The sequence below is a fragment of the Clostridium sp. CTA-7 genome, from assembly GCF_054768095.1.
The window spans coordinates 432,775-445,185 of record NZ_BAAAAV010000001.1 but is presented as its reverse complement, the minus strand read 5'-3'; the positions used below and the strand labels follow the sequence as shown (position 1 = coordinate 445,185).

At 28.6% G+C, this 12,411-nt stretch carries 12 protein-coding genes and 1 other annotated feature; of the genes, 1 reads left to right on the top strand and 11 read right to left on the bottom strand.

From position 1 onward, the window contains the following. The 11 genes from ACYUEX_RS01940 to ACYUEX_RS01890 all read right to left on the bottom strand — a co-directional run bounded on the left by ACYUEX_RS01940 (position 1) and on the right by ACYUEX_RS01890 (position 11,579). Complete coding sequence (locus ACYUEX_RS01940; RefSeq protein WP_460286324.1) at positions 1–387, bottom strand: BlaI/MecI/CopY family transcriptional regulator; 387 nt, start codon at positions 385–387, stop codon at positions 1–3. 174 nt (positions 388–561) lie between these two features. Further along, entirely contained in the window at positions 562–2,661 is a 2,100-nt protein-coding gene (locus tag ACYUEX_RS01935) for a sodium-translocating pyrophosphatase (RefSeq protein ID WP_460286323.1), read from the bottom strand. A gap of 179 nt (positions 2,662–2,840) precedes the next feature. Beyond that, positions 2,841–3,740: a D-alanine--D-alanine ligase gene (locus tag ACYUEX_RS01930; protein ID WP_460286322.1), complete on the bottom strand. Its 900-nt coding sequence runs from the start codon at positions 3,738–3,740 to the stop codon at positions 2,841–2,843. 294 nt (positions 3,741–4,034) lie between these two features. Next, positions 4,035–4,685 (bottom strand): endonuclease III, encoded by a 651-nt coding sequence (gene nth, locus ACYUEX_RS01925; protein WP_460286321.1) that lies wholly within the window; start codon positions 4,683–4,685, stop codon positions 4,035–4,037. An 8-nt stretch (positions 4,686–4,693) separates the two neighbouring features. Continuing rightward, on the bottom strand, positions 4,694–5,398 hold the full coding sequence (locus tag ACYUEX_RS01920; protein WP_460286320.1) for a lysophospholipid acyltransferase family protein: 705 nt from the start codon (positions 5,396–5,398) through the stop codon (positions 4,694–4,696). Positions 5,399–5,432: 34 nt separating this feature from the next. Then, entirely contained in the window at positions 5,433–6,422 is a 990-nt protein-coding gene (gene queG / locus ACYUEX_RS01915; protein ID WP_460286319.1) for a tRNA epoxyqueuosine(34) reductase QueG, read from the bottom strand. Between the two features lie 8 nt (positions 6,423–6,430). Next, positions 6,431–7,015: a serine O-acetyltransferase EpsC gene (epsC, locus tag ACYUEX_RS01910; protein ID WP_460286318.1), complete on the bottom strand. Its 585-nt coding sequence runs from the start codon at positions 7,013–7,015 to the stop codon at positions 6,431–6,433. A gap of 38 nt (positions 7,016–7,053) precedes the next feature. Then, positions 7,054–7,962, bottom strand: coding sequence for a cysteine synthase A (gene cysK / locus ACYUEX_RS01905; RefSeq protein ID WP_460286317.1), 909 nt, complete (start codon positions 7,960–7,962; stop codon positions 7,054–7,056). A gap of 58 nt (positions 7,963–8,020) precedes the next feature. Continuing rightward, positions 8,021–8,253, bottom strand: a binding site (T-box leader). 74 nt (positions 8,254–8,327) lie between these two features. After that, positions 8,328–9,584, bottom strand: coding sequence for a magnesium transporter MgtE N-terminal domain-containing protein (locus ACYUEX_RS01900; RefSeq protein ID WP_460286316.1), 1,257 nt, complete (start codon positions 9,582–9,584; stop codon positions 8,328–8,330). A gap of 398 nt (positions 9,585–9,982) precedes the next feature. Next, positions 9,983–10,624 carry a hypothetical protein gene (locus ACYUEX_RS01895; RefSeq protein ID WP_460286315.1) on the bottom strand — a complete coding sequence of 214 codons (642 nt, stop codon included), beginning with the start codon at positions 10,622–10,624 and terminating at the stop codon, positions 9,983–9,985. 73 nt (positions 10,625–10,697) lie between these two features. Beyond that, on the bottom strand, positions 10,698–11,579 hold the full coding sequence (locus ACYUEX_RS01890) for a YegS/Rv2252/BmrU family lipid kinase (protein WP_411169997.1): 882 nt from the start codon (positions 11,577–11,579) through the stop codon (positions 10,698–10,700). 276 nt (positions 11,580–11,855) lie between these two features. On the opposite strand from ACYUEX_RS01890, the gene pssA reads away from it, so the two are divergent. Then, positions 11,856–12,377, top strand: coding sequence for a CDP-diacylglycerol--serine O-phosphatidyltransferase (pssA, locus tag ACYUEX_RS01885; RefSeq protein ID WP_411169996.1), 522 nt, complete (start codon positions 11,856–11,858; stop codon positions 12,375–12,377). Positions 12,378–12,411 lie beyond the last annotated feature (34 nt).

Genomic DNA, 12,411 nt, shown 5'->3' with positions numbered 1-12,411 from the left:
TTATTTTTCCTCCAATGCATAACGCATATTTAAAGCATCTTTTAACTCCCTTATCTCTTCTTCTGTTAAATTATTTGATTTAATAAAGCTAAGTAACATGCTATTCAATGAACCATTAAAAACTTTATTTAAAAAAGATTCCATTTCTTCTTTTATACATTCTTCTTCAGATACAAGTGGAAAATAAAAATATTCTTTTCCTACTTTTTTGAATCCTATAGCCTCTTTATTTAATAACCTACTTATAAGGCTTTTTATTGTAGTATTCTTCCAATTTTGCTTATCTTTAAGATTATCAATTACTTCACTTGAAGTCACTTCTTCTAATCTCCAAATTATTTTCATAACTTCCCATTCTGCATCAGATATTCTAGGTAACTTACTCATAAATATCAACCCCCATTGACTACATTCGTAATTTATATATTGAGTTTACGCTTGTAATTAATCGTTGTCAATATATTCCTGTTAACATTTTCACATTTTTCTAATTATTTTTATTTAAACCATAAGGGAAGCTCGATTTCATAGCCTCCCTTATATATTGAAAATTATATTAAATTAAAGAATACCAAAAGCTAAAACTAGAGCTCCAAAAACTATTGATACCATTGACATAAGCTTAATTAATATATTTATTGATGGTCCTGTAGTATCTTTAAATGGATCTCCTACTGTATCACCAACTACAGCCGCCTTATGACAATCTGATCCCTTTCCACCTAAAACTCCTGACTCTATATACTTTTTAGCATTGTCCCAGGCTCCACCTGAATTTGACATCATAATTGCAACTGCAAAACCGGTTACTGTAGAACCTGCAAGTAACCCTGCTACACCATTAGGTCCTAATAATAATCCAACAACAAGTGGTGTTACTATCGCTATTATAGCTATGGTTATAAGTTCTCTTTGAGCTGATTTTGTACAAATATCAACACAAGCAGCATAATCTGGCTCTGATTTTCCTTCCATAAGACCTGGAATCTCCTTAAATTGTCTTCTTACTTCTACAACAATTTTAGAGGCAGCTCGTCCAACTGCATCCATTGTCTTTGAAGAAAATAAAAATGTTACCATTCCTCCAATAAATAGCCCTATAAGTACCTGTGGATTCAATATCGATAAATTAAATTCAAATTTATAAGCTCCACTCTTCACTATATTTTCAATTGAGTCCTTATAAGCTGCAATAAATGCAAGAGCAGTTAACGCTGCTGATCCTATGGCAAAACCCTTACCTGTTGCTGCTGTTGTATTTCCTAGGGAATCTAATGCATCTGTTCTTTTTCTAACTTCTGGATCTTGATTTGACATTTCTGCTATTCCGCCTGCATTATCTGCAATTGGTCCATAAGCATCAGTAGCTAAAGTTATTCCTAAAGTTGATAACATACCTACTGCTGAAATAGCTATACCATACAACCCTAAATTAAAATCATTTGCTCCTCCTGACAAATTGAAGCTTATTAAAACTGATAAAGAAACAATAATTACTGGAATTGCAGTAGATACCATCCCTAAGGATAATCCTCCAATTATTGTAGTTGCTGGACCAGTTTTAGTCATATCAGCTAATTTTTTTGTTGGATTATAGTTGTCTGAAGTATAATATTCTGTAAAAAATCCTATTAATATTCCTGCAATTAGTCCTGATAATATACTAAAATAAATTCCTATATTCTCAGTTCCTAATACAACCTTTACTATAAAAAATGATCCTACAGCTACAATTACTGATGATATATATACACCTCTTCTTAAAGCTTTTAAGAGATTTTTTTGAGTTGCATCTTCTTTTGCTTTAACAAAGAATGTAGAAAATATAGATGCCAGTATTCCTAAAGTTGCAACTAATAAAGGAACTGCTACCCCCTTTGTAGATAAACCTGCTGCTACTGCTAAAGCACAAGATGAAACTAAAGCTCCCACATAAGATTCATATAAATCTGCTCCCATTCCGGCAACATCCCCAACATTGTCGCCTACATTATCTGCTATAACTGCTGGATTTCTTGGATCATCCTCTGGAATACCAACTTCAACCTTACCAACCAGGTCTGCTCCTACATCTGCAGCTTTAGTAAATATTCCTCCCCCAACTCTTGCAAATAAAGCCATAGAAGATGCCCCAATACCAAAAGTTAATATATTGGAAGTAATTTGAATTATACGTTCTGACTCTATTAAATCTCTATAATACCAATCTAAAAATAAATATCCTAATCCTATATAAAGTAATCCTAATGAAACAACTACAATTCCTATTACAGATCCACTTTTAAAAGAAACCTTTAAAGCTCCATTTAAGCTTTTTTTAGCTGCTGTTGTTGTTCTTCCATTTGCATTTGTTGCAACTTTCATTCCAATAAATCCACTAAGACCTGATAAGAATCCTCCAATAATAAAAGAAAAAGGTACAAATATTGAAACATATCCTAAGGTACTTAATATAAAAAATATAACAAACATCAAAATAAAGAATATTGCTACTCCTTTATATTGTCTAGTTAAATATGCGTTTGCCCCTTTTTTAATGTTTTCTGAAATGCTTTTTATCTTCTCGTCTCCTTCATCTTGTTTTAATATAAAGTAACCTTGATAAACTGCAAATAGTAGTCCTAAAATAGATCCAATTAAAACTAAGAAAATGAAATTCATAATAATTCCTCCTATTATACAAATATATAGACCTCACTTTATTATACGTTTCATTTTTTTGGAAAATACTTTGATTAATAATTAAATTTTCATAATTTACTTATATAAAAAATAGGTATGATTTTATTATTTTAAAATCACACCTATCTAAATATTAATATAAACTTTTACTATCTATTTTATTTTTTTAATGAATATTCTATTATCATATCTATAAATTCAGTATAGCTTATTCCTTTTTCAGCTGCACTTTGTGGGAAAAGACTTGTTGCTGTCATTCCTGGTAAAGTGTTTACTTCTAATACATATGGAACACTATCTTCTGTAATTATCATATCAATTCTAGCATATACAGAACATTTTAATGCTTTATATGTGTCTAGTGCCATCTTTTCTACTTCTTTATGAAGATTTTTTTCTAAATTTATTGCATAATGTTCAGCTCCATTTGCAGAATACTTTTGTTCATAATCATAGAAATCAGTTTTTGCCTTTATTGCAAGAACTGGGAACATTTCATTCTCAAAAACCGGACAAGTTATTTCATCACCTTTAACAAATTCTTCTATCATAACCTCTTTGTCCCATTTTAGTCCTTCTAAAACTGCATTTTCGACATCTTCTTTTTTTGTTATCTTAAATGTTGCAACACTAGATCCACCATTAGTAGGTTTTATAAAAACTGGATATCCAATTTCTTCTATTTTATTATAATCAATTTCTTCTACTGATTTAACATTTAACCATCTTGCAGTTCTTACTCCATTAGCCTTTAATACTGTTTTAGTTAAATCTTTATCCATACATAATGAACTGCTTAATGTATCACATCCTGAATATGGAATACCTAATGTTTGTAATACTGCCTGAACAGTACCGTCTTCACCAAATTTACCATGTAGTGCAAGTAAAGCAAAATCTAAATCTTTTACCTTTTCTATAACATCTTCTTTTTTATCTATAACAACAGGAACCACTTCATACTTTTCCTTATTTATATGTTGCATCATAGAGTTTCCACTATTTAATGATACTTCTCTTTCTGAAGATATTCCCCCCATTAAAACTCCAACTTTCATTTCAAGACCTCCAATTAAATTTAAATCTAGTTTATTATATAAAATAACTGACTAGATTGTAAGTATCAGTTTATATAAATTTAATCATATCAGCTAGAAATTTTTAATTTAGTCTCTGTTAAAGGAAAATGTTGATATGATGGTTACTTCATCACTAATTCGCTACGTTAAGAATTTCTATTATTTACTACAGAAATAATGAAATTCTAAAAACTTGCTCATATGTGATTATGCAACTATCATATCAACAAAAATATCTGACAAATCCTAATTTAAAATAAACTTTATAACCTTTTATTTCTTTTTTATTTCTTTTTTCTTAATTTCCTTATAATACTTACATTGTTTTGTTAATCTACATTGCTCACATTTTGGATTTCTAGCTATGCAACATCTTCTTCCATGAAATATTAAAAGATGATGAGCTAAACTCCATTCTTTTTTAGGAAGTTCTTTTTGAAGTTGCTTTTCTACTTCTAATACATTCTCAGAATCTGCAAGACCTAATCTATTTGAAACTCTAAATACATGGGTATCAACAGCTATAGACGGTACTCCAAAAGCATTTGATAAAACTACATTTGCAGTTTTTCTTCCTGCCCCTGCTAATGATGTTATCTCTTCCATTGTGTTTGGAACTTCTCCACCAAATTTTTCTTTAAGCTGATTACACATCATTATTAAGTTCTTTGCTTTACTTCTGTAAAGTCCAATTTGTTTTATTCTTTCTTCTAACTCTTCTACATCTAATTTTAGAAATGCATCTAAATCTGGATAATCTCTAAATAAGGTTTCTGTTACTTCATTTACCTTTTTATCTGTAGTTTGTGCTGATAGTATAGTTGCAACTAAAAGTTGAAATGCAGATTCATGATTTAATTCACATTTTGCATCTGGATATTCTTCTTTTAGTATTTCTAATATAGTTTTTGTTCTTTGCTTCATAAAATCACCTATTTATATATTCCTCTATATTTTTCAGGTAGTAAATTAGCAATTGACTTCATTATGTATATCATAGATCTTTCATCAAAATCATGCTTATCTTCATCTTTTTCCTTTAAAGGTAGTTCTATAGGTTCTCCAAATTTAATATTTACATCTGAATAATTAAACTTTTCTCCACCCATATCTCCCTCTTTATTTATAGGTAAAAGTATTTCTGTTCCATACATACCAATTGGTATTATTTGTGCTTTTGTAAGTCTTGCTATTAATAGTATTCCCCTTTTTCCTTCAATCATAGATCCAACTCTACTTCTTGTTCCTTCTGGGAAAATAACTAGATTTTCTCCACCTTTAACAAGCTTAACTATCTTTGTAATAGCCTCTTTATCTGCAGAATTCGGTTTAATTCCTACATTTTTTATCATTGCAGTTCCTAGTCTAGTTACAGGATCATTCGAAAGTTTTACTCCAGCAACAAAGGTTGGATCATATTCTTTTCTAAGAATTTTATCTAATATTAACCCATCTGCATTACTTAAATGATTGCATATGAATATTTTAGGCCCCTTTGCTTTTTCTATATTTTCGAATCCCTCTATTTTAATATTTGCATATTTTTTAAAATACTTATTTACAATAATTTTTGTTATCTTTACTACTAATGATTCTGGTAAAACATTTATTACCTTTACTAATGTTGGTGATAACATTATTATCCCTCACTTCCTATTGTTATATGTAATATTATATTTTATTACTATTTAAAAGTCTATTAACATAATCTTTTAAATAAAGAGAATCTGTTTTTATTGCACTAATATCTCCATTATTATCTTTCATTTTAATTAGAGCATTCCTTTTTAACACATTTTTTCCTCTCCAACCACAAGAAGTATTTAAAAAGCTCTCTTTAAACTCTCTAGTATTTATGTTAGCTAACTCTATAGTATTTTCTCTATTCATAAATTCAAAGGGATAAAACTCATTTATATTGGAAAATCTTATATTATTGTTGTACGGACAACTTGTTTGACAGCTGTCACATCCAAAAACTCTTCCCTTTAATAATTTTATATGTTTATCTTCTAAATCTTTTTTTTGGGTAAAATATGAAACACATATATTGCTATTTTTTCTATATGCATTTATAGCTTTACTTGGACAGCTTTTATAACATAATTGACACTCTCCACATTCTTTAAATAAAGAAATTTCATTGAAACTTCTTTCTTCATCACAATTTATTTCTAAGTCTGTTATTATTTCTCCTAAAAATACATATGATCCATACTTTTCTGTAATTATTAAATTATTTTTACCAATAAACCCCACTCTTGCCAAATAAGCAATATATCTTTCAGGTAAAAAATTATTATCCACAAATGAAATAGCTTTTCCCCCAATATTTTCAATATATTCACATATCTTGCTTAAGTATGATTTTACTACTTTATGATAATCCATACCTCTTGTATATACTGAAAATCCATTATCAAAATAATCTACATCATGAAGATAAGGGAAAGCTATTGATATAATAGTTTTCCCTTCATTCATATAATTTAAAGGATTAATTCTCTTTTCAATATCTTTTTCTTCAAACTCATTTTCTAGACCTTGTTTTCTTCTTTCATAAAAGAAATCCTTAAGTTCTGTAAATTCCCTACATTTTATAAAACCTAAGGTATCTAAACCTAATGAGTTACAATAGTTTATTATATTTTCTTTAATCATAATAACCTCTATATAATCATATTATTATATATTGTTTTTCTATTTCCATCTTCATCTATTACTTCAATTATATCATTAATATTCTTTATAATATTTCTTCCTGCGCATCCAACAACAGTAGCCTTTTCAGGAACTTCTTTTAAAACTACAGTGTTAGCTCCAACCCTAGATCCTTTTTTTAAAGTTATAGGTCCTAGAACTTTTGCTCCTGCACCGATTATAACATCATCTTCAACAGTTGGATGTCTTTTTCCTTTTTCTTTTCCTGTTCCTCCAAGAGTAACTCCATGATATATAGTAACATTATCTCCGATTTCACTTGTTTCCCCTATTACTACTCCCATACCATGATCTATAAATAGTCCTTTTCCAATTTTAGCTCCCGGATGAATTTCTATTCCAGTTATGAATCTAGCCATTTGCGATAATAGCCTTGCACAAAAAAAACACTTATGATTATATAAAAAATGTGCTATTCTATATGCTATAATAGCGTGAATACAAGGATATAACAAAAGTACTTCGAATTTACTTCTTGCAGCTGGGTCACTTTTATATATATTATTTATATCGTATCTTAATTTTTCAAACACAGCTATTCCCCCTTTGTTAAAATTACTTATAGCTAATATTAATCATAAATTCCCATTGATATATACTTTTCTCCACCATCTGGTGATATTGCTAAAACCTTTTTGCCCTTACCTAATTTCTTCGCTTCTTCTAAAGCTGCAAATATAGCTGCTCCTGATGATATACCTAGTAATATTCCTTCTTTAACCGCAATTTCTTTAGTTAACCTAAAAGCATCTTCATCTGAAACCTTCTTAACTTCATCTATACATTCTGGATTATATATTTCTGGTATAAATCCTGAACCTAATCCCTGTATATTATGAGCTCCTGCTTTTCCACCACTTAATACTGGTGACTTAATTGGTTCTACTGCTATTATTTTTATTCCTTTTATATTCTCTTTAAGCTTTCTCCCTACTCCTGTTATGGTCCCACCTGTTCCTACGCCAGCAACGAATACATCTAAGTCATTTATTTCAGAACATATTTCTTCGGCGGTAGTTTCATAATGCTTTTCTGGATTTGCTAAATTTTCAAATTGTTGTGGCATAAAGTAATTATCTTGTTTAGCTAGCTCTTTTCCCTTTTCTATAGCTCCATTCATACCTTCTGCTCCATCAGTTAATATAAGCTCTGCTCCATATGCCTTTATTAAGTCTCTTCTTTCCTTACTCATACTGTCTGGCATAACTATTATAACCTTATATCCTTTTAGTCTACCTATCATTGCTAAAGCTATTCCAGTATTTCCACTTGTCGGTTCTACTATTATTGAGCCTTCTTTCAAAAGACCTTCTTTTTCTGCTTTTTCAATCATTCCTAATGCTGCTCTATCCTTAATGCTTCCACCTGGATTATATTTTTCTAACTTAACATAAACATCTGCGCTATTTTCATCTATTAGGTTATTTAATTTTAAAATTGGCGTTTTTCCTATTAGCTCTAATACTCCATTATATATCATCTTTTCCTCCTAATAACTTAGTTAAACTTAAAATGCAAAAAACTTCGTCTCTAAACAATATAGAGACGAAGTTAACTCCGTGGTTCCACTCTAATTAGATTAATAATTTAATCTCACTCATTAATGCAAATTAATGCATTATCATTATAACGGATGATACCGGAAAGTCCTACTATAATTCAAACTTCAACTCCAAAGTGCACTTCATATAAATTATAGGTAAAAAGCTCTCAGCATGCTTTCCTCTCTGTAACCCCACTCTATACTACTTCTCTTTTTCACAGTTTTTAATTCTGAGTACTTTAGTAAGTTTTATATTTTCATTATATGCTTAAGCATTTAATTGTCAACCCACTTAATTTTTTCTATTTTATCTTTTTCTTCCAAAGTGGATATAATATTTCATCTATTAAATCATGAGAATTTACAGCACCTATTAATTTGTCATCTTCATCAATTACAGGTATTGATAATAAATCATATTTAGCTGCAAGTTCAATTGCCTCGTCTACATTTGCATCATGTCGTATAACATTTATATTTTCACTCATTATATCCCTAACCTTAACATTAGGTTTATTTAAAATTAAATCTGCTGGGTTAATAGAACCTAATATTCTATCTTCTTCATCAGTAATATAAATTCTATATAATTCCTCTTCTTCTGGTTCTTCCATTTCTCTTAATATATCAATTATTTCACCTATTGTTATATCTAAATTAAATGAAATAAAATCTGTACTCATTATACTACCAACAGCTTCATCCTCATAGCTTAAAAGCTCTTTTACTTCTTCAGCATCTTCTCTTTCTAGGTTTACAAGTATTTTTTCTCTCTCTTCATCATCTAAATCATCTAATATATCTGCAATTTCATCATTAGGCATATTTTCTAGAAGTTCAGCTGCCTTTGTTTCACTTAAATCTTTTATTATGCTACCCTTATATTCTGGTTCTATTTCTTCTAAAGTATCTGCTGCTAAATCTTCATCTAATGACTCAAAAATTTGTTTTCTTGAACTAGCATCTAAGTTTTCTAATATATCAGCTAAGTCTGCCGGATGAAGTGTTGAAAGTTTTTTATATGGCACTGATATCTGCAAATTGTTATTTACCATTTCTAAGGACTCAACATCATCCCACATTAAAACTCTATCTTCATAATCTTTTTTAAGAATCTTATATATAAAGCTTCCAAGCTTTGTACAGTTCATTCTTCTAAATCTTGCAAGAGGACCTGTTTCAACAGCTATTACCTTGTATTCTCCAGCAATTTCAGCTATTCTTAGGTCATCAACTCTAACTACTTGCCTTCCATTTATATCTACTATCTTTTTATCTAGTAAGTGTTCTGACAAAAGATAAGAATATGTTCTTGGAAGTATTTCTTTACTTCCTCTTGTAACTATTTTTATCTTGTTATCTTGTTGATAAAAAGCAATACTTCTAAATTCATAGTGAAAAGTATATCCATCTCTTCTCACTTTATACCCAATTACCCTTGGATAGCCATCTTCAGTGGTTACATAAATATCTTTAAGTTCTCCTATACTTTCGTCAAACTCATCGTATATTTTTCTCCCTAAGATATTTGTGTATAGAAATACTGATAGTCTCTTCATATCTTTTCCTCCTCACCTTTAGAGGAGTTAGACAATAAATATAATAAAACCTAATTTATAATGAAGTCTATCTCCTCTAAAGTTCCAATATTCAATTTTGATAAGTCACTACTCTGAGGGACACCCTCCATTTTAAATTCACCCCTTATTTATTTAGAATAAATAATTTTTAATTTTATTATACATAACGTCTCCAATACTATATTATATTAAATCCTGCTAAAAAGGCAACCTATTTTCTTTAAATGAGAAATGTATTTAGTGTAGATAGTAATTTTCTTTGCTACGTCGCTTCGCTCTAATTAGCCATAAAGTTACTATCCACACTTAAACTACTATAAAGAATAAATTATAAAAAGTGAGAGTTAAAAATTAACTCTCACTTTTTATTTAAATAATTATTTAAATGTGCATATTGCTTTTAATAAACAACCTAATATTAATACTTCTCCAATTATTGGATATGGATATATATTTATTCCACCTAAAAGCAAAATATACTCTATTATATATAGCATTAAGCTTATTAAAAGTATCCTCATCCCAACTTTATTACTAAATGGTTTATCTAAATTAATTAATATAAATACTGATAAAGAAGCTATTATAATTAAATATATTAAAATTGGTATCATTCCATCTTTTAATGAAATAACAAATCCAAAATTATTAGTTATACTTATGCTAATTTTATATGTATATACTAATGCAACATATAATAAAGCTAAAATTATCATAAAAATATAATTTCTATTAAACTTCTGCTTTTCATTTCTTAAGAAAATATATAAAGCTGATAGTATTATTAATGGTACACTAAAATAGTTAAAAAATACGTAGTACTTTAAAAAGTATATTATCCCTTGCTTTTCTATAAATACCCCAAGTAGTAGTACAATATATCTTAATATTAGTGGCATTAATGATATACTTACAAATAATTTTATCTTTTTAGGTGATAAATCTAAATTCCTTTTTTCTAAATATAATATAAATGTAATTGTAAATAGCAAAAGACATAAATAGCTAAATTCTAACAACTAATCCCCCACCCTTTTATATTCCTGCTATTTATAATTATTAATAAATTTCTTATTTTATTCTAACTTTATATTATTTTACTCCTAAAATTTTTAGTCCACCTTTTATGCATTTTATATGAAGTGGAAAATCTGGCCCTTTTTCTCCATCTATATCAGTAACTATATTCTCATTACATTCTACATATAGATTATTTGTTTTAAAATAAATAACATTATCTGAATCTAGATGTTCGCCTCTTAACATTTTAACAAATAGAGGGATTAATTCTATTATAGGAATAGCTTTAAATATAATTACATCAAGCTGTCCATCTGTTGCATCTGCTCTTGTAGCTAACTTAAAATTACCAGCCGTTTGACCATTAAAAACTAGCATAAAGTACATTTTTCCTTCATATGTCATTTCTTCTGATCTAATACTTATGTCAAGTTTTCTAAAGTTAGGAAGCTCTTCTAATCCTTTTAAATAATATGCCAGCTTACCTATAGTATTTTTTAAGTTAACATCTGTTTTTTGTGATACATCTGTAAACAATCCTGTACTTGCTACATTAACAAAATACTTATCATTTATACTTCCTAAATCTACAGAAGTTACTTCTGATGATAATATTTGTTTACATGCCTTTCCAATATCAGATGGCATACCTAAAAATTTCCCAAAATCATTTGCAGTTCCCACTGGTAATATTCCTATTGGTATTGAAATTCCCGACTTAGCCATTGCATTAACTACATTATCTATTGTTCCATCTCCACCAGCTATTAGAATATAATAATAGTTATTATCTTTAAAGTCATTAAAAGCATTTATAACATCCTCGTCTTTATCTATTCTATACGGTACTATAGTGTACCCTGCATTCTGATGTATTTTTATAACCTTGTCTAGTTTATCTAATATTAGATTTTCTCCCGAGTATGGGTTATAAATAAATTTTACTTTTTTCACAGTACCCCTCCTAGGCTAATTTTGTATTATATTCCAATTATAAAAATTATATAATTCCATACAATAAATATAATGATTCATATATTTATATATAGTATATTACTATATTTTACATATAAATCAAATTAATTATTAATTATAATTCTTAATTTTACCTTAATAATTAATTTAACCTTTAAATATCTTATATTTATTATAAATATGTGATATAATATTGCATTGACAACAGAGATTAGAAAATAAATAATATTAATGGTTTAAACCAGGAGTGATTTTATGAAAAAGAGTTGTATTCCAAATGTTTTTACATTTATTAATTTATCATGTGGCATAATATCTATTTTATACACTTTTGATCAAAATTATTTATTCGCTTGCTTCTTTATATTAATAGCAGGCCTTGTAGATAGATATGATGGAAGAGTGGCTAGATGGCTAAATGTTTCTAGTGAACTTGGAAAGGAATTAGATTCATTAGCTGATTTAGTATCCTTTGGAGTTGCACCATCTATACTTATCTTCTTAATGTATGATTTAGCAAAGGTAGGACCAGCTGGAATAATAGGTTTTGCCGTTTTATTAGCCTTCCCTATATGTGGAGCCTATAGATTAGCTAGATATAATACATCTTCATTTGATGGAGTATTTACAGGAGTTCCTATAACTATTGCCGGAAGTTTCATGGCTATATTTGTATTTTTTACAGTAAATTATAAATTGACTCCATGGATTCCAATAATACTTCTAGCACTTGGTTCATATCTTATGGTAAGTACATTTAAATTAAAAAAACTTTAGTCACAAATATGATAAAAGCAAAAAGCTATTTCAA

Coding starts and splice junctions, on each gene's coding strand:
- nth (WP_460286321.1), bottom strand. CDS start 4,685: ATGAAGCAAAGAACAAAAACTATATTAGAAATACTAAAAGAAGAATAT.
- queG (WP_460286319.1), bottom strand. CDS start 6,422: ATGATTAAAGAAAATATAATAAACTATTGTAACTCATTAGGTTTAGAT.
- ACYUEX_RS01900 (WP_460286316.1), bottom strand. CDS start 9,584: ATGAAGAGACTATCAGTATTTCTATACACAAATATCTTAGGGAGAAAA.
- ACYUEX_RS01930 (WP_460286322.1), bottom strand. CDS start 3,740: ATGAAAGTTGGAGTTTTAATGGGGGGAATATCTTCAGAAAGAGAAGTA.
- ACYUEX_RS01935 (WP_460286323.1), bottom strand. CDS start 2,661: ATGAATTTCATTTTCTTAGTTTTAATTGGATCTATTTTAGGACTACTA.
- ACYUEX_RS01920 (WP_460286320.1), bottom strand. CDS start 5,398: ATGTTATCACCAACATTAGTAAAGGTAATAAATGTTTTACCAGAATCA.
- ACYUEX_RS01940 (WP_460286324.1), bottom strand. CDS start 387: ATGAGTAAGTTACCTAGAATATCTGATGCAGAATGGGAAGTTATGAAA.
- cysK (WP_460286317.1), bottom strand. CDS start 7,962: ATGATATATAATGGAGTATTAGAGCTAATAGGAAAAACGCCAATTTTA.
- pssA (WP_411169996.1), top strand. CDS start 11,856: ATGAAAAAGAGTTGTATTCCAAATGTTTTTACATTTATTAATTTATCA.